Annotated in this window: 23 protein-coding genes; 7 read left to right on the forward strand and 16 right to left on the reverse strand. The window is 44.9% G+C overall.

Annotation, left to right across the window (positions count from 1 at the left end; all coding sequences use genetic code 11):
* The 3 genes from ACSNJE_RS15180 to ACSNJE_RS15190 form a co-directional block, all read left to right on the forward strand.
* Nucleotides 1-464, forward strand: a 464-nt coding sequence (locus ACSNJE_RS15180) for a transposase (RefSeq protein WP_495253023.1), incomplete at its 5' end; no start/stop codon positions are given.
* Between the two features lie 450 nt (nucleotides 465-914).
* Nucleotides 915-1,082, forward strand: coding sequence for a hypothetical protein (locus ACSNJE_RS15185; RefSeq protein WP_495253024.1), 168 nt, complete (start codon nucleotides 915-917; stop codon nucleotides 1,080-1,082).
* A gap of 685 nt (nucleotides 1,083-1,767) precedes the next feature.
* Entirely contained in the window at nucleotides 1,768-2,322 is a 555-nt protein-coding gene (locus ACSNJE_RS15190) for a type II toxin-antitoxin system PemK/MazF family toxin (RefSeq protein WP_495253025.1), read from the forward strand.
* Between the two features lie 361 nt (nucleotides 2,323-2,683).
* On the opposite strand, the gene ACSNJE_RS15195 is transcribed toward ACSNJE_RS15190, so the two are convergent.
* From ACSNJE_RS15195 to ACSNJE_RS15205, 3 genes are all read right to left on the reverse strand, one after another.
* Nucleotides 2,684-3,535 carry an HDOD domain-containing protein gene (locus ACSNJE_RS15195; protein ID WP_160315514.1) on the reverse strand — a complete coding sequence of 284 codons (852 nt, stop codon included), beginning with the start codon at nucleotides 3,533-3,535 and terminating at the stop codon, nucleotides 2,684-2,686.
* Nucleotides 3,536-3,563: 28 nt separating this feature from the next.
* Nucleotides 3,564-4,028: a hypothetical protein gene (locus ACSNJE_RS15200; protein ID WP_013120488.1), complete on the reverse strand. Its 465-nt coding sequence runs from the start codon at nucleotides 4,026-4,028 to the stop codon at nucleotides 3,564-3,566.
* A 144-nt stretch (nucleotides 4,029-4,172) separates the two neighbouring features.
* Entirely contained in the window at nucleotides 4,173-4,415 is a 243-nt protein-coding gene (locus ACSNJE_RS15205; RefSeq protein ID WP_052216715.1) for a hypothetical protein, read from the reverse strand.
* A gap of 162 nt (nucleotides 4,416-4,577) precedes the next feature.
* Between ACSNJE_RS15205 and ACSNJE_RS15210 the strand changes: the two genes are divergently transcribed.
* Complete coding sequence (locus tag ACSNJE_RS15210; protein ID WP_013120490.1) at nucleotides 4,578-5,081, forward strand: general stress protein; 504 nt, start codon at nucleotides 4,578-4,580, stop codon at nucleotides 5,079-5,081.
* On the opposite strand, the gene ACSNJE_RS15215 is transcribed toward ACSNJE_RS15210, so the two are convergent.
* The 6 genes from ACSNJE_RS15215 to ACSNJE_RS15240 all read right to left on the reverse strand — a co-directional run bounded on the left by ACSNJE_RS15215 (nucleotide 5,058) and on the right by ACSNJE_RS15240 (nucleotide 9,549).
* A complete protein-coding gene (locus ACSNJE_RS15215; RefSeq protein WP_052216714.1) occupies nucleotides 5,058-5,792 on the reverse strand; it encodes a pseudouridine synthase in 735 nt (244 codons plus the stop codon). The two genes, ACSNJE_RS15210 and ACSNJE_RS15215, sit on opposite strands and share 24 nt — an antisense overlap.
* A gap of 57 nt (nucleotides 5,793-5,849) precedes the next feature.
* Entirely contained in the window at nucleotides 5,850-6,386 is a 537-nt protein-coding gene (locus tag ACSNJE_RS15220) for a spore maturation protein (RefSeq protein WP_013120492.1), read from the reverse strand.
* Nucleotides 6,387-6,393: 7 nt separating this feature from the next.
* The gene (locus ACSNJE_RS15225; protein WP_052216713.1) at nucleotides 6,394-6,987 is read right to left on the reverse strand and encodes a nucleoside recognition domain-containing protein; all 594 of its coding nucleotides are present in this window, start codon (nucleotides 6,985-6,987) and stop codon (nucleotides 6,394-6,396) included.
* A 63-nt stretch (nucleotides 6,988-7,050) separates the two neighbouring features.
* Nucleotides 7,051-8,325, reverse strand: a complete 1,275-nt coding sequence (locus ACSNJE_RS15230) for an FAD-dependent oxidoreductase (RefSeq protein ID WP_052216712.1) — start codon at nucleotides 8,323-8,325, stop codon at nucleotides 7,051-7,053.
* Between the two features lie 134 nt (nucleotides 8,326-8,459).
* Nucleotides 8,460-8,894, reverse strand: coding sequence for a GerW family sporulation protein (gene ytfJ, locus ACSNJE_RS15235; RefSeq protein WP_013120495.1), 435 nt, complete (start codon nucleotides 8,892-8,894; stop codon nucleotides 8,460-8,462).
* Nucleotides 8,875-9,549, reverse strand: coding sequence for a DUF2953 domain-containing protein (locus ACSNJE_RS15240; RefSeq protein ID WP_052216711.1), 675 nt, complete (start codon nucleotides 9,547-9,549; stop codon nucleotides 8,875-8,877). Before ACSNJE_RS15240 ends, ytfJ begins: the two co-directional genes overlap by 20 nt.
* A gap of 200 nt (nucleotides 9,550-9,749) precedes the next feature.
* Between ACSNJE_RS15240 and ACSNJE_RS15245 the strand changes: the two genes are divergently transcribed.
* Both ACSNJE_RS15245 and ACSNJE_RS15250 read left to right on the forward strand, forming a co-directional pair.
* Entirely contained in the window at nucleotides 9,750-10,748 is a 999-nt protein-coding gene (locus ACSNJE_RS15245; RefSeq protein WP_052216710.1) for a 4Fe-4S dicluster domain-containing protein, read from the forward strand.
* A gap of 1 nt (nucleotide 10,749) precedes the next feature.
* Nucleotides 10,750-11,436, forward strand: coding sequence for a formate dehydrogenase subunit gamma (locus ACSNJE_RS15250; RefSeq protein ID WP_052216709.1), 687 nt, complete (start codon nucleotides 10,750-10,752; stop codon nucleotides 11,434-11,436).
* Nucleotides 11,437-11,476: 40 nt separating this feature from the next.
* Here the strand turns inward: ACSNJE_RS15250 and scpB are convergent, their stop codons facing one another.
* The 6 genes from scpB to lysA all read right to left on the reverse strand — a co-directional run bounded on the left by scpB (nucleotide 11,477) and on the right by lysA (nucleotide 18,786).
* Nucleotides 11,477-12,061 carry an SMC-Scp complex subunit ScpB gene (scpB, locus tag ACSNJE_RS15255; RefSeq protein ID WP_474773120.1) on the reverse strand — a complete coding sequence of 195 codons (585 nt, stop codon included), beginning with the start codon at nucleotides 12,059-12,061 and terminating at the stop codon, nucleotides 11,477-11,479.
* A gap of 5 nt (nucleotides 12,062-12,066) precedes the next feature.
* Nucleotides 12,067-12,858 (reverse strand): segregation and condensation protein A, encoded by a 792-nt coding sequence (locus tag ACSNJE_RS15260; protein WP_495253026.1) that lies wholly within the window; start codon nucleotides 12,856-12,858, stop codon nucleotides 12,067-12,069.
* Nucleotides 12,859-12,882: 24 nt separating this feature from the next.
* Entirely contained in the window at nucleotides 12,883-13,869 is a 987-nt protein-coding gene (gene trpS, locus ACSNJE_RS15265) for a tryptophan--tRNA ligase (protein WP_474773070.1), read from the reverse strand.
* A 143-nt stretch (nucleotides 13,870-14,012) separates the two neighbouring features.
* The gene (locus ACSNJE_RS15270) at nucleotides 14,013-14,642 is read right to left on the reverse strand and encodes a site-2 protease family protein (RefSeq protein ID WP_013120502.1); all 630 of its coding nucleotides are present in this window, start codon (nucleotides 14,640-14,642) and stop codon (nucleotides 14,013-14,015) included.
* Entirely contained in the window at nucleotides 14,639-17,269 is a 2,631-nt protein-coding gene (locus ACSNJE_RS15275) for a CBS domain-containing protein (protein WP_495253027.1), read from the reverse strand. Before ACSNJE_RS15275 ends, ACSNJE_RS15270 begins: the two co-directional genes overlap by 4 nt.
* A 176-nt stretch (nucleotides 17,270-17,445) precedes the next feature.
* The gene (lysA, locus tag ACSNJE_RS15280; protein ID WP_474773072.1) at nucleotides 17,446-18,786 is read right to left on the reverse strand and encodes a diaminopimelate decarboxylase; all 1,341 of its coding nucleotides are present in this window, start codon (nucleotides 18,784-18,786) and stop codon (nucleotides 17,446-17,448) included.
* A gap of 184 nt (nucleotides 18,787-18,970) precedes the next feature.
* Here lysA and ACSNJE_RS15285 point away from each other — a divergent pair, with 184 nt between their 5' ends.
* Nucleotides 18,971-19,285 (forward strand): heavy metal-binding domain-containing protein, encoded by a 315-nt coding sequence (locus ACSNJE_RS15285; RefSeq protein WP_052216704.1) that lies wholly within the window; start codon nucleotides 18,971-18,973, stop codon nucleotides 19,283-19,285.
* Between the two features lie 101 nt (nucleotides 19,286-19,386).
* Here ACSNJE_RS15285 and ACSNJE_RS15290 read toward each other — a convergent pair whose 3' ends face one another.
* Complete coding sequence (locus ACSNJE_RS15290) at nucleotides 19,387-20,043, reverse strand: CAP domain-containing protein (protein WP_495253028.1); 657 nt, start codon at nucleotides 20,041-20,043, stop codon at nucleotides 19,387-19,389.
* Nucleotides 20,044-20,193: the final 150 nt, after the last annotated feature.

Below are 20,193 nucleotides of genomic sequence, written 5' to 3' on the forward strand. Positions count from 1 at the left end.
TGACACAAAAACGCCTTCTTTCAGGCTTACGGGCTCAAATTGTTGCGGCGGCCAAGGGTATACCTGCTTATTCTTTACTCAAAATGATTCCAGGTGTCGGAGAGATTACTGCAGCTTCAATCCTTGCCGAAATCGGAAATATCACTCTGTTTCCCACTGCTAAACAGTTGGTGGCTTTCGCTGGTTTGGATCCTTCCGTATGTCAGTCCGGCCGGTTTGAAGCAGATAAAAACAAACTATCTAAAAGAGGCTCCGGCTACCTTCGAAAGACACTCTATCAAGCCGCTTCCGCAGGTGTGCGTGTAACAGGAAAAGGGCCTGTGAATCCTTTGCTGCATGATTACTATTCCCGCAAAGTAGCTGAAGGCAAGAAGAAAATGGTGGCTTTACTGGCTACTTCAAGCAAATTACTTAGAATTATCTACGGTGTTTGGCGTAAAAACGAATCATTTAAGTTAGATTAATTCTTCGGTTAAGTCGGCAGTAACTCTTTTCTTAAGTCTACCACCGGTAGGCTAGCTTTGCTATGCCCTTTTTTAGGTAAGAAAATTATTATTTAAAAAAGTCTTGACGTTTATTAGCTGGTTTAGGCGATGTGTTCGACCCTACAATAAACTTTCATCTACTTTCTGTTCAAGGGACAGTATTTATTACCGCACCCGCGGCACACTCTGGTATTTATTTCTAATCCGGCTAGAATCAATAATCCCCAAAAAGCTACCAATACTGATATACTGCTCTTTATCCAAAATTGAGGAAATACTATTATGAAAAGTAGGGGTATTAGTACTCCTGACAAATCTAGAACAGTATATTTCCCCTCTTTTCTTTCAGGAAAAAATCTGGTTAACCAACCTAATAATACATGCCCGCATTCATGTTTCCTACATGGGCATTTTGAACAGAAGGAATAAATGATTACACCCATTGAAATTATACTGGCTACCAAATATATTGCTGCCAAACTTAATGACTGTCGTGAAATAAAAATAATGGCTATGATAATTGCACAAAGCATAATTGCTAAGCTAAGTACTCCATGCTGTTTCCTTGTCACAGTTTTCCCTCCCGGTAAAGTGTGACTATAAATTATAAAACATTGTCATATTTCTTCATCGACTGACATTGTTCCTGCAATTACCACTGCTGGATATTATGACTACAATTACCTAAAATGCGGCTTTCATGGTCTGAAATGCAGACTTTAAGGGCTGAAACACAACCAATTCGGGGTTATAATTCATAATCTTTTTTACGACCAGCATGGTCGAACATGTCGCCTAACGCATGTGGTGGAAACGAACTTGCCACGCCCGCACAGCTGGCGCGGTTTTTGCTCCTGGTCCGCAAAAATCGTGACACCAAAACTGTTGTGTAGAACGCCGTCACTCGGCCATTCTGCGGAGCCGCTCATTTGAGTCGGCTTTATTGCTTGGTTGAGTAGGAACGGCCCATTGGCCAAGCACGCGGCGGCCTTTTCCCAGTGTGCCGCCTGGCCAGTGGTACCAAATGAGCGGCGTGGTGGGTCGTTGTCGTAGCCCTGGCTTACCTGTTTGGTGGCGCGATTTTTGCCAGGTAATTGCAAAAACCGTGACAGCTGAGGACGGGGCAAGTTGGGTCGGAGCGCCAGCGGAGCCGTTTAGCCGGGTGTTATGCGATGTACCCGACCCAAGTATTTTTTCCACCAATAAATATTATAGTACAAAACTTGGTTATTTATGGTAAAATTTAATATGATGATGTCATAATTTGGGGAGGCTGCATATAATGACTCTAGTAAGAGATAATTCGCAGATGCTACAATACTTATCTGATACACTTGACACTTTAAAACAAACCATTGAGACCCTAGATGAAGATCGAGGCAAAAAACTTCTTCAGTGGTTAAACACTTGGAACAAGTATCTTAAATGGGAAACTACCTTCGAGCCGGAACGACTACGCTATTACAAACGTGGAGAAATCGTCTATGCTAATTTTGGTTTTAACGTTGGTAATGAAATTGGTGGAATTCATTATGCTCTAGTGGTTGAAAATGATAACGGTAAGGCTAATGGAACTATACTAGTTGTTCCCCTGATTTCATTAGACCCTGGAGAATCAATAAATGATATTGACGTTAACGACATTTACTTAGGCGAAAATCTTATACCATGGAAACCAGGACGAACGGTTGCTAAGGTTAATCAGATTTGTGCTTTAAGCAAACTACGAATAATTAAGCCTAAAAATGATACTCACCAAGTAGCTAAAATACAGGACACAACAAAACTTGATTCGATTGATGAAAAAATTACCCAACTTTGTTTAAAAAAATTATGATAAAGTAGTTGTAATTCAACTATTTTTTGACTATAATAAAAGTACAATATATATTTACCCCTTGCGGGTCATAAAAAAACTTTTCTAGAAACCTCTACTTTTGTAGGGGTTTTTCTCATTTTCTTCAAAGAAAGGGCATTTCGCCTAACTATACAATCCACGAACCAGCATCTTCCACCCCGTTCGCTTTTTCCCTAATTTTAGGGTGTTACACAAACTAGTTCGTATAAATCCCCTTTAGGTAAAATCCTGGTCGTCCAGTGGGCTCAATATTTTACCTAAACTCTTAGTACTTGCTCGGGTGAAAATTTCAGTGGTTTAGCAAAATCAGAAGAATACTATGCTCTCCCTTTATTTTTGTTCAATTTACCATCAGCATTTCTTCATTTTCCTGAATTGAATCAACAACTTCCGCGATCAGGTTTTCAATATCAGCCGGCGCCAATTGCAGTAGTTGCAGGGCCTGTTCTTCTATCGGGTAGAGCAGGCCGTCGCCGCCCAGGCCGACTCCCATGGACATGCAGGTTACATCAGCCACATGGGTAATAGCGGTCAGCTTGGGATTAATTTGCGCCGACAACGGTTCATGGTGAAATTGGATGGCCTCCACCAACTCTTCCGGCAGATTCCACTGCCTGGCTATACCTCCTCCAACCTGAGCGTGATTAAAACCAAGTATCATTTCTTCCGCCTTTTGAAAGGGAATCCGTTCCCGCTCCGAAACAGCAATTACCTCTTTCAATTGAGGGGCAATATAGTGATTCATGACAATTTTCCCAATATCATGCGTCAGGGCTGCCATAAAGGCTTTCTCCGGATCACAACAGGAAAACCTTTGGGCCAGTTGTCTGGCTATTAAGGCGCTGACCATGGAATGTTTCCATAATTCACCTTTTTCCAGGATGTACCCGGCAACTTTTTTGTTCATTATTTTATAAACCGATACGGTCAGAAGTAGGTTTTTTACTGCTGCCAAGCCCAAGATAAGCACCGCTTCCTGAATAGTGGCAATCTTCCTTGAATAGCCGTAATAGGCCGAATTGGCCAACTTCAATACCCTGAATGTCAGGACAGGGTCCCTGCTAATAAGGCTGCTGATACTCTCCAGCGTGGAATCGGGATCATCAATCAGAGCCAGAGCCTTATGCACTACCTTTGGAAGGGCAGGCAATTCCTCCGATTTTTTTATTATATCTTCTAATGTGGGCGACACCTGCATCCCTCCCCCTAAACCAAATACTTTACCTGGTACTGAGCCTTCTTTCCAGTTGCATCCTGTATGTACGCATTTCCTCACTAAGCCGGAAAAGAATCCGTTCTGTATCCATACGTGAAAGAACCATGTTATCCGGTTCCAATATTTCAATCTTCCTGAATTCATCCCGGGCAACAAACCTGACTATGTCTTCCAAACTGTCGGCAACCACGGTCAACACTACGGGTGCATAAGCCACGTGGGTATTTTGTATCTCGTCATATACGGTATATACATCCAAACTCATATCCACATCTTCAACCTTAATGCCCTGAAGCGGGACATTTCTTAAGAGAGCAACCTGTTGGTCCCTCATTTCTTCTGCCGCCTGGTCAGTGGACTTACCACCGAATAAAAACTTGGCAGGTTTGGTTATACCTTTATAGTCCAAGCGTATTTTAGCCTTTAATATTGATTTTTGTATTTCATTTCCTATGATCGTGTTTACCATTTCCTAAACCTCCCTTTACTGCCAGGCAAAATTTAAGTGTAGTTTTCGCCATACTTAAAGGAAAATCCTGCTCAAACAGTGGGAAAAACTTCCCTTTATGCAGGATTTCGTCAAAGTTTTCATCATTTTAGACTGCCGGCAGGATTATACCCAAGAAATGTCATTACTTGCACATTCCAAACATGTATCGAAGTATGTCCTGGGATTTTCCCACGCCTCCTGGGCAGTGTCCAAATCCGCCCCCATACATTCCATCTCAGAGATAGACCCTTCACCGTCAAAATTGGCAACCAAACCGGATATCGGTCCGTTAGCCGTAGGCGCTGCCGGCGGAATCCGGCTGCTGCCAAAACTTACCCGATTACCGCATATATTGCATTTTGGCACAAATATCAACTCCTCATAAATAGTTTAACCTGAACCGGGCAAGTTAAACGTTACTTCCGGGAAGTTTCACTGAGTTTTTGGTCCGTTACGCCAGCCACAGTATAAAAAACGTATTTTTGCCAAAGATATTAAAAACTACTTAAAAAAATAAGGAGGTAAAATATGCGGCGGACTATAGTTGGCTTGTTTAAATCTTTAGAGCAGGCAGAAAATGCCCTCAAGGAAATCGAGGGCGCGGGATATGCCAATTCCGATATATCAATTGTAGCCCAAAACACTGCCGATGAATACAGGGCAGCTTACACTGAAGAGGTCTATGGCAGTCCGGCTTCCGGTATGCCGCATGATGTTGATTCCTTTTTAGTCCAGGCCCCCGCAAAAGAGGTGCCCTTCGTCGGTCCTGTATCAGCAGCAGGCCCTTTTGCTGAGCCCCTGATCAACGATAACAGACGGATCAGCGAAGTCCTTACCTACTACGGAGTCTCTCCGGAGAAGGCCCGGGAACTGGAAAGCAAGGTTGCGGGAGGTCATGTGTTGACCGTTATTCAGACCGATAACTCTAAAGCCAGTAATGTGGCTAATATCCTTTCCGGATATGGCGCTTTTTCCGTGGAAAAATGGAGTAAAACCATCGACAAACCACTATACCCCTGGAACGGTGACTAAATCATACAGCTTGGCCACCTCCGCCGACGACAACGCTCTGTACTGTCCCGGTTGGAGGTTTCCCAGTTCCAGGAAACCAAACCTTGTTCGCTTCAATTTCAGAACAGGGTGGCCAATGGCGTCAAACATCCTGCGTACCTGGCGGTTGCGGCCTTCGTGGATGGTGATTTCCACAAGGCCGTTGCCGTTTATTTGTTTCAACATTTTTACCCGGGCCGGATAGGTGGGACCGTCTTCCAGCATTATTCCATTCCTCAGGGCCGCAAGCTTGTCCTCTCCGGGTATCCCTTGTACAACTGCCCGATAAGTCTTATCAACTTTATACCTGGGATGGATTAAAAGGTTAGTCAGCCTGCCATCGTTGGTCAGTAAAATGAGACCTTCGGTATCATAATCCAGGCGCCCAACAGGGTATAACCGCGTTTGGGCGTTCTTTATTAAATCCACAACCGTTTTTCTACCCCGGTCATCGCTTGCTGAGCTTAATACACCGGCAGGTTTATACAGTAAAATATACTCCTTTTTCTCATGAACAATTATACCCAGGCCGGCAACTTCCACCCTGTCTACGGAAGGATCTACCGTATAGCCCATTTCCGTTACTACTTTTCCATTTACCTTCACCTTGCCGGCTGCTATCAATTCCTCGCATTTCCGGCGGGAAGCTACTCCCGCATGGGCCATAAACTTCTGTAACCTTTGGCGTTCCATATTCTCAGCTCCTCAGCCCTATTATACGTAAAACAGGAGCCAAATACAAATTTGGAATTAGCCAAACACTTTGTAACAAATATAAACTGAGGCCAGAAATCCTGTAATGTCGGCAGCCAGACCGGCCATAACCGAATACCTGTATTTCCTGACACCCACTGATCCGAAATAAAGAGTTAGTACAAAAAATGTGGTATCGGTGCTACCCTGCAGGGTTGAAGCCAGACGTCCGATAAAACTGTCCGGGCCGTAAGTTTTGATAAGTTCCGCCGTAATCCCCAGCGCTCCCCCGCCGGATAAGGGCCGCATCAACCCCAATGGCAGGACTTCCGGCGGGACACCGATTAAATCGGTGGCCGGTTTTACAAATTCAATAAACAAATCCATGGCGCCGGAAGCCCGGAACACCCCTATGGCCACCATCATGGCTACCAAATAAGGAATAGTTTTTATAGCCGTCTCAAAGCCTTTTTCCGCACCCTCGACAAAGGTTTCAAATACCTTGACGCCCCTGGCCTGGGCAATAAACGGAATAACCAGCAACAGCATAGGAATAGCCCATTTGGATATGGTGGAAATTGCCTGGAAACCCAAAGACCATCTACCTCCTGTACCGGTAATACAAGCTCCGGAAGAACCGATCAGCAATAACTGCAACGATCGTCCCGCAGCCAGTGGCAAATAATGTGGTACCGACTATTTCAGTAGGATTTGCTGAACCTGCCTGCATCCTGATACCGACTACCGTAGCCGGAATCAGGGTGATACAGGACGTATTTAAGGCCAGAAAAGTGCACATGGCATCAGAAGCCGTATCCGGATGCCGGGTGTTAAGTTTCTGCAGTTCTTGCATGGCTATTAAGCCCATCGGTGTAGCCGCGTTGCCTAAACCTAAAATATTGGCGCTCAGGTTCATGATAATGGCACCGATAGCTGGGTGGTTTTTCGGCACACTAGGAAACAAAAAAGAGGTCAACGGTTTGACCACTCTTGCCAATATGCGAATTAACCCGGCTTTTTCCGCCAACCTCATGATGCCCAGCCAAAAGGTCATAATGGCAATCAGCCCCAGGGAAACATTCACTGCGGACCTGGCTGATTCCAGCGCAGCCGATGTTACTGTTTCCACTTTTCCGTTCCAGGCAGCTACCAGTATTCCTGTTACAATCATGAATAGCCAGATTATATTGACCATTTGTTTTGTCCTCCATACCTGTTTTTGGAATTACTAATATGAGGACAAATACAATTTTAGAACCTACAAGAATTTGCTAAAAATATTGGTCAGGCCCAAATCCTCTATTTTCCGCCTGATTTTTTCCCGATCAACGGGATAGAAACCGAGCTTTTGCATTCGTTCAAAATATACAGAACCTGAAAAAGTGAACTTATATTTTAGCCCCCCGGCGTTTTTCATATGTTCGAGCACAAAGGCAATAAAATCACCTATAACCAATTCTCCAGGCAAAACTATTAACGGCATGTTTTTAGCCTTTCTTACAGCATTATGGCCGGCCAACATACCCGTAATAATGGCTTCCGTGTGCCCCACGACAGGTCCAATCTTTTCTCCGGCGCAGAAGAGGTTTTCCAGGCCCTCTACCTGTAGGGAAGGTTTACAGGGGGCCATGGCCATAAACCGTACCGAATTTCCCTGCCCACCGCTATAGGGGTCTGCATATTTGGCTTCATGGAACCCGTCTATAGAACGCAGGCTCTCCAGCGGGAAAAAGGGGGTCATCAGTTTTGCATGGCCCGTGTCCAATAAAATCAGGTTGGTGGCATATTCCTCCAGCGCATACTGCTGGCAGGCTTTTTTCCGCAAAATATCGTGTTTATGGTATTGTTCGGGCAAAGGAATGATTACGACTCCCTTTTTGTTTAATTCTTGTACAATAGTCTTATCCAGCGATTCTTTGGCCAGTTTGCACGAACCGCTAATGGCCTCAAACTGGGAGAGCCCGTCGCCTGCCTGTATTTCCTTAATTCCCGCTTTCGCTGTAACACTGATCCTGGGACCAAAGGTAGGACAACGTAATATACACATGGCGCAGCCCGTACCATATTTAATACAGTTTTTCATGGGTCCGGCCGTGCCCGTCGTATCGATAAAAACATCTCCCGGAAACTCATTACCCCCCTGGTCGCTTACCGAAAAAATCCTCGTACCCTGCACAAGGACGGAGCTAATCAAGGTCTTTAAATAAATCTGTACTCCAGACTGTTCCAGAGCATTTTTTACCGCCCGTTCAATCCTGGTTACGTCATATAAATCGGCATGCCGGTGTCCCGGAAAATCAACATCCCTATGCCTGGTTACACTGTCAATTATTCTGGAAAAATCATCACCGGCCAATACTCTTGCTTCTTCCGCCGCCGCCAGTCGCCCGTTATTGCGCATTATTCCCCCGACCAGACCAGTACCTAGCAATAGATCGGTTCTTTCAATTAAAGCCACTTCCGCTCCGGCTTTTTTGGCAAAATAGGCGGCAGAGCATCCAGCCCAACCGCCACCGATAACCACAACCTTCATGTTAATTCATCCTTTCATTCCCGAAAAGGTATGCAAGGCACGAAATATTTTTAAGACACGTTTGGAAATATCTTATTCCCGGAGTGTTTCTTTTGTGATTTGGCAAAAATTGAAAAGAGCGGGATAACCGCTCTTTAACACTGTATTTTTTCTTCCTCACGTTTTTTATTGCCTCTTTGAAACATACCCTGTATTTGGGACAGTATCTGCGGTGCTACGTCTATTAAGCGATCAACCATAGCGTTTCCGTCAACAGGCAACAGGCGGATCTGTCCCTGCCCTACTACCAGAAATCCTACCGGCTGTACCGAAACCCCCGCTCCACTGCCTCCACCAAAAGGAATAGATGTTCCATCCTGCTGTTGGTCCTGTTTCTGCTGGTTACGGTCCGACCCGCTCTCAAATTCTCCGCCACCCGCCGCGAAGCCACAAGCCACACGACTTACCGGGATTATCACGCTTCCATCAGGAGTCTCCACCGGGTCGCCGACTATGGTATTCACATCAACCATCTCTTTTATACTTTCCATTGCAGTTTTCATTAATCCCTCAATGGGGTGTTCCGCCATGATTAAACCCCCTTCGCAGTCCTATAATCAACAATTTAAATCCGGCAATAATAATATGACCTATTCTAATATCAAATATGCAGCGCAAATCAGTCTTTATAGATTTCTTAGAAAAATCTGGCCATACTTTTATATCTGCAGTAGCCTGTACAGAACCGGCGTAACGATATATTGTCTGCACCACTACCCCTTTGATCCCCCAGACCACACCGGTAATCACTCCGGTAGCAGCAGCATCACCCATACCTATTTGGGTTTTCCAGTTCAGTTCCAGGACCCTGATTAAACGAACAATCCTCAGAAAAACGTCTTTATATTTGCCGACCAGTTCCATAAGAGCCCGCAAAATGTTATAGCCCAGCCTGACGTTTTGATAAGTTATAGGCGCTTCCGTTTTCTGGTCCAATCCGGCACTCGCTTTGCCCATCTCCGCCTCTACTTCTGACTGTAATTCCAGATTCATCCGCCAAAACCTTTTTTTCAGATCTAAACTGGTGAATTCTGTTTTAAAATTCAAAAGGCCACGGACCAAAGCTATATTAACAAGAAAACGGTCATCCTGTTGATTACGGTGATATTCAATGTGAAATTTTATTCTGGACAAAACAGCCAGTAAAATCACTGACAATATGCCCAAACCCATCAACCAGGCCATGGAAAAATCATCCTTTGAGGCAATAGATACTATTTTAGTCTCTCACAGCGCCGCAATTATATGCAACAGGCTTCATAGCTCCCTCAAATCTAAAAAATTATTAAATCTGTCTCCAAGTACTTGACACCCCTTCTGAGGGACAGTATAATTACAACCAAAAATACCCCCTAGGGGTATATATAAGGAGGTAATAGACAAAGATGAATGAAATTTCCCGGCGTACATTTTTTAAAAGAACACTGGCATCAATAGCGGCAAGCACCCTGGTTCTGGCATCCGGAAATAAAACCGTAGAAGCCGGTGACACTGTACAGTACGGAACTTTTATTGATTTAACCAGGTGTGACGGATGTGCCGGAAAAGACGTTCCCGCATGTGTAAACGCATGTAGGGAAAAGAACCAGCATAATTTTCCTCAACCTCAGGAACCCATTCAACCTTACTGGCCCCAAACCAAATTTGAGGATTGGTCCAGGAAAAAACACCTTACTGATAAGTTAACACCATATAACTGGACTTATGTCCAACCCGTAGAAGTCAAACATAACGGTAAAACATTCAAACTGAATATACCTCGTAGGTGTATGCATTGTGATAATCCGCCATGCGCCAATCTGTGTCCATTTGGTGTGCATAATAAGACCAAGGAGGGCGCGGTGGTAATCGATAGGAACTATTGTATGGGCGGCGCTAAATGCCGCGACGTCTGCCCCTGGGATATCCCCCAGCGCCAGGCCGGAGTAGGCATATACCTAAAAATGGCTCCTAAACTGGCCGGCGGCGGTGTAATGTACAAATGTGACCTATGCATCGATCTGGTCAAAAAAGGCCAGGAGCCGTCCTGCGTGCAAGCTTGCCCGCAGAAAGCCCTTATATTTGGGGAAAAAGAAGAAATGCGCAAACTGGCTCACCGCAGGGCCAAAGAAATCAGCGGTTACATTTACGGTGAGAAAGAAAACGGAGGAACTTCCACCTTTTATGTGTCTCCCGTACCTTTTGATAAGATTCATAAATCCATCATGGCCAAAAAGAAACAGGCGCCTAAACCTGAGCGCATAGGAATACCGGGTATGAAACCTGCAGTAGAAAACTACCTTGATTCTGCTAACGGTACTCTTGCCGGTTATTTGATAGCGCCTGTTGCCGGTGCCTTTGCGGCAGGGATAACGGCAATAAAAACTATGAAGGGAGAAGAGTAAAGTGAAGATTTTACATGACGAAAATAAAGTACTGCGCCAATGTCTGGCCAATCGCATTATTCATTGGTCAGTAGCCGTTTCAACCTTTATTTTACTCTTTACCGGCTTTGGCCAGATGCCTCTTTATAAGAGGTATAAGATTGCCGATATACCCGGGCTGGGTTGGTCGGCCGATTTCAGCATCACCCTGTACTGGCACTACATTGCAGCCGTAATTTTGATTTTTGCCGTTACTTATCATATTTTCAAGGCCATTTTCATGAAGGAGTTTTCCATTTTTCCCCGCCGGGGTGACTTTAAGCAATCGGCTTTAATCATCGGAGCAATGTGTGGTCTCTGCGAAGAACCTCCGTCAGACAAGTATCTGGCTGAACAACGCCTGGCTTATGCCTTTATTGGTGGTAACCTGCTGCTGGTTATCTTCACGGGAATGATCAAAGTCCTGAAAAACCTGCCCAGCGTTGATTTCTCAGAAACCTTCCTGGCAGTCGTAACCAATCTGCATAACCTGGCAGCGGTATTAATCCTATTTGGTATCGTCGCCCACCTGTTTGCCTTTGTATTCAAACAAAACCGCGCTTTGTTGCCGGCCATGTTCTCTGGTAAAGTGGATATCGATTATTGCCGGCACCGGCACAGTATCTGGTATAGTCAATTAGAACGCAAATGCCGCAAAGAAACGGTTTAACCCGATTATATCCCTTTAAAAACATAGAAAAGGGATTGGTTTAGCCAATCCCTCCTGTGTTTGCTCCTTCCTTCAAATGGTCCTCCGAAAAGTCCTCCACGGTATTCTGGGTGAGAAATTCTTCCGGTGCAGGCAGTTCGCTCAGATCTTTCAAGCCAAAGTACCGCAAAAAACTGGGAGTAGTACCAAAAAGAATAGGGCGTCCGGGCCCCTCCCTGCGCCCAACCTCCCGCACTAAATTCTTGTCCAACAGAGTTCCTAGAGAACTGTCTATTTTCACACCGCGGATGGCTTCTACTTCCGCCCTGGTAATAGGCTGTTTGTAGGCGATGATGGCCAGGGTTTCCAAAGCGGCTCTGGACAGGCCATAATGGGTTTGCGGCTTGTATAATTTTTCTATATAATCAGCATACTGCTTTTTGGTACACATCTGGTAACCATGCGCCACTTCCACAACCTGAATGCCCCTATCTTCCCGTTCGTATTCCTTCATTAACTGAAACACCAGATCCTTTACATCTTCTTCCGGAATGCCGATAATTTGGCTTATATTCTTTGGCGTTAAAGGCTCCTTGGCGACAAAAAGCAGGCATTCAATAGCCGCTTTGTTATCTGCCGGAAACATAACCGTCAATTCAGGTCACTCCCTTCCGCATCGGCGTCCCATTCGTCCGGCTCTAAAGTGTCAAAACAACTGAAAATCATTATCTCGCCAAATACCTCAGGCTGTGAAACCTTGACCTGTTTTAATTTAATCAGTTCCAGCAGGGCCAGAAATGTAACGATAATTTCCACTTTCGAGGCCTGGGAAGCAAGAAGGTCTTTAAAGGAAATCCCCCGGGGCAAGAAAAACAGGCGTCTCCTAATCTCACGCATCTTGTCCCGGATGGATATTTCATCTCTGGGTATTTCTCCGGTTGTCTCAACCTGCTCAGTCCTTTGAAAGACTTCTTTTAACGCCTCCAGCAACTTGGACAGGTCTATCCCTTCCAGGGGGTTTTCCTCACTGAAAAGATGGATGAACATCTCTTCCTCATTCGGACGAACATAGATCTTTTCCTGCTCTTCTTCCCGCTGTTTCAAGAAATCCGCCACCTGTTTAAACTTTTTGTATTCAAGCAGCCTTTCGACCAGTTCATCACGCGGGTCTTCCAATTCAACTTCTTCTTCATCATCAGCCGGTTCCCTGGGCGGTTTGGGCAACAGCATTCTGGCCTTGATATGCAGCAAGCGGGCAGCCATCACCAAAAACTCACTGGCTATTTCCAGGTCCAGCATCTGCATTTGGGCAAGGTATTCCAGGTACTGCTCAGTAATGGTGGCAATGGGAATATCATAAATATCCACCTCATTTTTTTCGATAAGGTGAAACAACAGGTCAAAAGGTCCCTCAAAAACGGGCAGTTTTATTTGATAAGCCAACAGGTTCACCTCAGTTTGTCAATATTACATGTTCATAACCTTGCGAACCTCTTTGAGTACTTCACTGGCAACACTTCTTGCCTTTTCGGCCCCTTCAGCCAAAACCTTATTTACATAATCAGGGTTTTTTTCTAATGCTGCGCGCTTTTCCCGTATGGGATTCAGGAGTTCATCCAGCTTGGCCCCTAACATTTTTTTGCAGGCCACACAGCCGATTTCACCGGCCCGGCATTTGGTCCGTATATCTTCCAGTTCTGCAGCGCTGTAAATGGTATGATACGTATGCACTGTACAGATCTCCGGATGTCCCGGATCTGTCTTTTTAATACGCGCCGGGTCAGTAATCATGGCATTAACTTTGGCAACTAAATCCTTTGATTCAGAGGAAATATTAATGAAGTTATTGTAACTCTTGCTCATTTTTCGTCCGTCAATACCGGGTAAAAGAGCCACCTGTCCGATAATGGGCTGGGGTTCTGGAAAAATTTCCGCCTTATACATAAAGTTAAAACGCCTGGCCACTTCCCTTGTAAATTCAAGGTGCGGAAGCTGGTCTTCACCCACCGGCACAGCATTAGCCTTGTAAACCAGTATATCAGCCGCCTGTAGCAGTGGATATCCTAGAAAACCGTAGGTATTGAGGTCTTTTCCCTGTTTTCCCAACTGTGCAATCTGATCTTTATAGGTGGGTACCCGTTCCAGCCACGAAAGAGGAGTAATCATGGAAAACAGTAAATGAAGTTCAGCATGCTCCTTTACATGAGACTGTACGAAAATGGTCGACTTGCCTGGGTCCAGGCCGGCTGCCATCCAATCAATCACCAGGTCCCGTATGTTTTGCTGCATGTCATGAGTGTCCGCATAATTAGATGTTAAGGCATGCCAATCGGCAACCATAAAAAAACATTCATACTCATCCTGTAGTTTCACCCAGTTTTCCAACACACTTAAATGTCCAATGTGTAATCTACCGGTTGAGCGCATCCCGCTTAAAATTCTGCCTTTACTCATTTGTTCAACTCCTCTTCTTTTTAACTCCTCTTCTTTTTTCGGTATAATAAATACAAATTTTTCTGATTCACTGTTTATTTCACCATCACAGTGGTAGTCACTTGGCACTAAGTGATGCTCTGCAAAATGAGAAAGTCGAATTTCTAATAAAATACCCCCGGAAAGAATAATCCGACAAAACTGGTAATCAGGTTATAAAGAAGATTAATCGGCGGACCGATAATAGCGCCAACAAAGTTAAAAACTACCAGGAGCAGTAAAATGACAGGCCCATATCTTTCCAGATTGTAAATAATATAGCTTTGCCGGGCCGGCAAGAGACCCGCCAAAATTTTCGAACCGTCCAGTGGAGGTACCGGTACCAAATTAAATACGGCCAACACCAGGTTAATTTGAAACAAAGTATTAAAGAAAACCGCCAGGTACCATATATCTGCAAATATCCCCCATAAAAAAGCAGCAACAACAGCAAACAACAAGTTGGAAGCAGGTCCCGCCAGGGAAACCCACATCATATTCTTACGCCGGTCTCCCTGCATGTTATAGGGATTGACTGGCACCGGTTTGGCCCATCCAAACCTGTATAGAATCAACAGCAACGTACCTAATGGGTCTAAATGCTTGATGGGATTGAGGGTAAGCCGACCCTGAAATTTTGCCGTTGGGTCACCAAATGCATAAGCGACCCGGGCATGACTATATTCATGTACGGTCAATGCAGGTATAATGGCCAACACCTCGATGGTTTTAGTTAATATATCAATCGATGTCAATGGTTGATACTCCCTTCTCTCTCCTTGATATACCTGTCCACAAAACCCAGCTCTTCTTCACGGGATTTTAGCAACCCGTCAAGCTTGGCTTCCCAGGCTGCCTGCAGAGCTTCCTTAAATAACGGGCCAGGCTGATGGCCAAGCCTTTTAATATCGTCCCCGGTAATTAATAGTTTATTTCTTTTCATTCTTTTTAGACACTTCACTAAATAATTGACTGACCTTTGATCCCCTAACTTAAGCAGCAAAAAGACATACCCTTCCGCCGGCATTTCATTCAGGTACCGGGCTATTTCACTGACCTTGGCCCCAGGTACGGCGCATAAACGCACAATTACTTCCCAACAGGCTAATATATTCTTTAAAATTAACTGTTCTTCCTTGTTCAAACGCAGGTGGGTATCAATTTCTTCTATTGTGGCGCCGCTCTTATGTACCAAGAGCGCCAAATGTATAAGCCAAACCTTGATGTCCAAAAAACCAAGTTCTTTAATGTGAGTTGTTTCCTTAGGCGCTCTCTCTATAAGAGAAATTATTTCCTCATCGACCATGGCCTGTGGTAACACAAACTGCCAAATACCCAGTTCTTTCATCCTGATAACAGCTCCGAGGGGAGATGTTTCCTCCAGGATGTGCTTCAATTCTTCCCTGACCCTGTCTGCGGAAAGCTTATTCAGTATTTGGGCCTTGATGGCCCCTTTCGCTAAAGCCAGGGTCTGCGGTTCGATGGTAAAACCATAACGCTGTTCAAACCTGACAGCCCTTAAAATCCTGGTCGGGTCCTCAACAAAACTAAGGTTGTATAAAACTCTGACCACCTTTTCCTCTAAATCTCTTTTACCGCCAAAAAAATCGATCAACTCGCCGAAATTCTTTTGGCTTAGGGCAATAGCCATAGCATTGATGGTAAAATCCCGCCTATACAAATCCTGTTTCAGGGAAGATATTTCAACCTTCGGCAAAGCTGCCGGGTATTCGTAGTATTCGGTCCTGGCCGTGGCCACATCTATTTTGAACTCATCAGACAGGATAACTATAGCCGTACCAAATTTATCATGCACCCTCACCCTACCGCATAAAAACTCGGCCAAGTCTTTAGCAAAAGCTATCCCATCACCTTCCACAACCAAATCGAAGTCCAGGTTTTCCACACCCAATAGGAGGTCCCGTACAAACCCACCTACTATAAATACTGAATAGCCTTTTTGGTCGGCCAGGTAACTTATCTGGCCCAGCAACTGGCGCAGCCTGTCAGGCAGGTTCTTTATCATCAGCGAAGTTACGTTTTGGTCGCCGTTAGCCTGGTGCTGGGCATAGACCCGGCGGTAGCGTTCCGGGTAATTGTCACCATGCAGGTTCTTTAGCACATCTGTCCGGGAAACAATGCCCACCAGTTTAGAGTCTCTAACTACAGGCAGCCGGCCAATATTATTCTCTATCATCAGGTGCTGAATATCGGATAAAGGCGTATCCTCATTGACAGTGATAACCTTGCGGGACATAAATCCTTTTACCGGAGCATGACCCAGCCCGTGGTGCCTTGCTTTATCCAAGTCCCGGCGGGAAATAATGCCTACCATTTTATCTCCGTCAACAACGGGCATCCCTGTATGTCCGTACCGCAGCATGATTTTACCTGCCTCTTCTATAGTCGTCTGCATGGGAATAGTCTTTACCGGAGCGGACATAACATCACGGGCTACAGCTTCCGGTTTTATCTTTTTATGCAGAATTTCATTTAACTCCGCTGTCAGCTCAGCCACATTGGAGCTGCGTACCGTAGCCGAGGCCGCAGTAGAATGTCCGCCGCCTCCGAAGTTCTCCAAAATTTCGCCTACATCTACCGATTCAATCCTGCTGCGGGCCACCATGTGCACCCGGTCATCCATAAGTACAACAGTAAAAACCACATCTATGCTTATGATATCAAGCAGTTTATGGGTTAACAGAGATAATCCGCCTATATATTCATCTTCTTCTGCCGTGGCGATAAGAACTTTAACCCCATTAATCACCTTTGTTTCAGCCGAAAGAATGAGCCGGTTTAGCAGGTTTTTTTGTGCTTCCGTAAGAGGCCGGCCAATAAAATCAGCCACAACAGACAGCTTAGCGCCCTGCGCCAGCAAATATGCTACAGCCTGAGCATCACGGGCTGTAGTAGTGGAAAAAGTCAGACATCCCGTATCTTCGTAAATACCCAGGGCAAATATGGTCGCTTCCAGGGAATTAATAGGAATCTTCCGCTGCTGGATCTGTTCAACCAGTAATGTAGTGGTAGCGCCAACCAATTCATTGACAACAAAATTTCCCCGAATGTCATCTTCTTGCTCAGGGTGGTGGTCGTATATATGGATGTCAATATTTTTGTTCTTTAAAGCTTCTTTTATTTCACCAATGCGCGTGGGCGATTTGGTATCCACCAAGATAAGCCGCTCTACCTGGTCAACAGGTATATCTCTGGCCAGCCGCACATTTAAAGTATCTTTATGTAAAGCCATAAATTCCCTAACATTGCGGTGAAGTTTACCGCCATAAACCAGCTCCGCTTCCGGATACAGTTTTTTTGCCGCAACCATGGAAGCCAGTCCGTCAAGGTCAGTATTATTGTGGCTGACAATGATTTCCATGCATCCTGTCTCCTCCTGTACCGAAATATTATATCATAAACCGGTAAAAGGTTAAAGCTGGTAAATACTGTCCTGGAATCAGGCAAAAGCCATAGTAATATTAAAAACCTCTCCGAAAAAACCTAAGGCCATAAGGTTTTTGCAAAATTAATTTCCCTATGGCCTTAACTACCCAGTTATTTGGCTATTGTAAGTTTTTTGTTTTTCTTAAACCTTTCCGGTACAATATCGTTTTGTACCAAATCTTCATAGGTTTCGCGCCGTACAATTAACTCGGCATTTCCCCTGTTGACAAGCACTACAGCCGGTTTTGTCAACCTGTTATAGTTGCTGGCCATCGAATAATTGTAAGCGCCGGTACAGGACACAGCCAAAATGTCTCCCGGCTCAACCTCCGGAACAGCCAGGTCCCAAATCAACATGTCGCCAGACTCACAGCATTTACCGGCGATAGAAACTTCGTCCTTTTTCGGTTGATCTGCTTTATTGGCCACTAACGCTTCATACCTGGCCTGGTAAAGGGCGGGCCGGGGGTTATCAGCCATTCCGCCGTCAACAGCTACATATTTACGAACGCCGGGAATGTCTTTGACAGAGCCAATTGTATAAAGTGTGGTTCCGGCGGCCCCGACAATAGACCTTCCCGGTTCCACTATCACTTTCGGAACATTGATATTAAATTCTCTGGCTTTTCTTTGCACCGTCTCCATGACGATCGTTGCATAAGTCTTAATACTGGCGGGTCTGTCTCCGGCAGAATAATATATTCCGAAACCGCCGCCCAAGTTCAGCTCCGTTATCTCGACACCTGTTTCGGCTGTTACTTTTTGAATATACTCCATCATAACTTCGGCCGCGTGCTGGTATGACTGCAGTTCAAAAATCTGTGAACCTATATGGCAGTGCAAGCCCTTCAGAATCAGGTTTTCCAACCCAAGGGCTTTTTTAATGCCTTCCATAGCCTGCCCGTTGCTTAACACCAGGCCAAACTTGGAATCAATCTGTCCGGTCTGGATGTATTCATGAGTGTGCGCTTCAATACCGGGGGTAATCCGGATTAAAATATTCGCTTTTTTATTCATTTCCCCCGCTATACTGTTCAAAAGATCCATTTCATAAGTATTGTCTACCACAAACCGGCCTATGTTCGCTTCAAGAGCCATCCTGATTTCCTCGGGGGATTTGTTGTTGCCGTGGAAATAAATCCGTCCTGTCGGGAATTTGGCTTTCAGAGCTGTATATAACTCTCCTCCCGACACCACGTCAAGCCCTAATCCTTCTTCTTCAATAATATTACACATGGCTATAGCCAGAAAAGCCTTACTGGCATATATAACTTCACTGTTTGGATAAGCGCCTGTAAAAGATTCATAATAAGCCTTACAGTTCTGGCGGATAAATTCCTCGTCCATTACGTATAGAGGAGTACCGAATTCCCTGGCCAATTCTACAGTATCACATCCACCGATAACCAAATGTCCCTTTTCATTCACTGTCATAGTGCCTTGCAGTTTCAAAGCCCTAACCCCTCCCCAAAGTATTATATGCCTTGTCTTTAAACCGTTGCTACGGTTGAACCGACCGTATAAGAAACTTTTCCTCATATATTAACATACATTCAATTTCAAGTCAATTAATGAAGGAATGAACTGACTATTTATGGAATACAATAACAATACCGTTTTAAAAGGGGGAATATGAATGATTATCACTACTACACCGAATATTGAGGGAAAGAAAATCACTCAGTACCTGCAGGTGATTGCAGGGGAAGCTATTATGGGCGCCAATGTGGTCAGGGACCTTTTTGCAAGTATTACTGACATCGTAGGCGGCAGATCAGGTGCCTACGAAAGCAAACTGGTTGATGCCCGGGAAATAGCTATGGCCGAAATGGCTGAAAAAGCCAGACGGCTTGGCGCTAACGCCATTGTAGGCGTTGACCTCGATTATGAAGTGATCAGGGACGGTATGCTCATGGTCACCGTCAGCGGCACCGCTGTTATAGTGGAGTAATAAAGTATAATAGCGACAGTACGGATGTGATTTTAAACACAGTGTTTTATTGTTTCTTAAGGTAATATTAAAGGCGAGGGGTTTGCCCTCGCCTTTAATATTTAGTTAGTGAACCACTGGGCCCAGTAATGATGATAATTTCCGGCGCTGGTATAAGCATAGCCAACACCCATTTTGTTAAACTTAGGGCTCAGTATATTGGCCCGGTGTCCCGGACTGTTCATCCACGATTTCATTACTGCTTCCGGAGTTTTCTGGCCGGAAGCAATATTTTCACCCGCATTGCGATAGGATATGCCGAAATATTTCAACTGTTCACCGAAGGTGCCGTAAGTTGGCGAAGTGTGGCTGAAATACCTTTTGTCAACCATATCTTGCGCTTTTGCCCGGGCAGCCAGGGTTAACTTTTTATCAAGCACCACCGGCTGCAAACCTGCTTTTTTACGCTCTATATTTACTAACTCCAATACTCGTTGTTCAAAAGCAGTAAATTTAAAGTCACTTGACGGTGCAGGCGCTGGTGCAGGCGTTGGTGCAGGTGCAGGCGCCGGTGCAGGCGCTGGCGCCGGTGCAGGCACTGGCGCTGGCGCCGTCGGTACTTTAAAATTGGGGAACATTGTTTTTATCATGCTGAGAACAGACGAGTATGAGGTTGTAGTGTAAACTTTAGTTGTAGCGGCAAAAACAGGAGTTACAGCAATTGATGCAATAAACATTGTAACGGTAACTAAGGATAACCATTTTTTGATACGCTTCATAACGAAAACCCCTTTCTTAATAAAGGTTATAGAATCCCAAAAATTAACAAAGTCACCTCCCTCAAATAATTTTAACTTGAAATCGGAAAGTAACTACTCAAAATAGCCTAACGGCTTATCAAATACCATTTATTAGGAAACACAATTAGT

The organism is Thermincola sp. GK-1 (genome assembly GCF_059412445.1).

Bases quoted from the DNA above. Each gene is read 5' to 3' on its own strand.
- ACSNJE_RS15275 (WP_495253027.1), bottom strand. From the start codon at position 17,269: ATGGAAATCATTGTCAGCCACAATAATACTGACCTTGACGGACTGGCT.
- ACSNJE_RS15210 (WP_013120490.1), top strand. From the start codon at position 4,578: ATGCGGCGGACTATAGTTGGCTTGTTTAAATCTTTAGAGCAGGCAGAA.
- ACSNJE_RS15185 (WP_495253024.1), top strand. From the start codon at position 915: ATGATTACACCCATTGAAATTATACTGGCTACCAAATATATTGCTGCC.
- ACSNJE_RS15240 (WP_052216711.1), bottom strand. From the start codon at position 9,549: ATGGCCTGGTTGATGGGTTTGGGCATATTGTCAGTGATTTTACTGGCT.
- ACSNJE_RS15225 (WP_052216713.1), bottom strand. From the start codon at position 6,987: ATGGTCAATATAATCTGGCTATTCATGATTGTAACAGGAATACTGGTA.
- ACSNJE_RS15200 (WP_013120488.1), bottom strand. From the start codon at position 4,028: ATGGTAAACACGATCATAGGAAATGAAATACAAAAATCAATATTAAAG.
- ACSNJE_RS15290 (WP_495253028.1), bottom strand. From the start codon at position 20,043: ATGAAGCGTATCAAAAAATGGTTATCCTTAGTTACCGTTACAATGTTT.
- ytfJ (WP_013120495.1), bottom strand. From the start codon at position 8,894: ATGGCGGAACACCCCATTGAGGGATTAATGAAAACTGCAATGGAAAGT.
- ACSNJE_RS15215 (WP_052216714.1), bottom strand. From the start codon at position 5,792: ATGGAACGCCAAAGGTTACAGAAGTTTATGGCCCATGCGGGAGTAGCT.
- trpS (WP_474773070.1), bottom strand. From the start codon at position 13,869: ATGAGTAAAGGCAGAATTTTAAGCGGGATGCGCTCAACCGGTAGATTA.
- ACSNJE_RS15285 (WP_052216704.1), top strand. From the start codon at position 18,971: ATGATTATCACTACTACACCGAATATTGAGGGAAAGAAAATCACTCAG.
- ACSNJE_RS15230 (WP_052216712.1), bottom strand. From the start codon at position 8,325: ATGAAGGTTGTGGTTATCGGTGGCGGTTGGGCTGGATGCTCTGCCGCC.
- ACSNJE_RS15245 (WP_052216710.1), top strand. From the start codon at position 9,750: ATGAATGAAATTTCCCGGCGTACATTTTTTAAAAGAACACTGGCATCA.
- ACSNJE_RS15190 (WP_495253025.1), top strand. From the start codon at position 1,768: ATGACTCTAGTAAGAGATAATTCGCAGATGCTACAATACTTATCTGAT.
- scpB (WP_474773120.1), bottom strand. From the start codon at position 12,061: ATGTTTCCGGCAGATAACAAAGCGGCTATTGAATGCCTGCTTTTTGTC.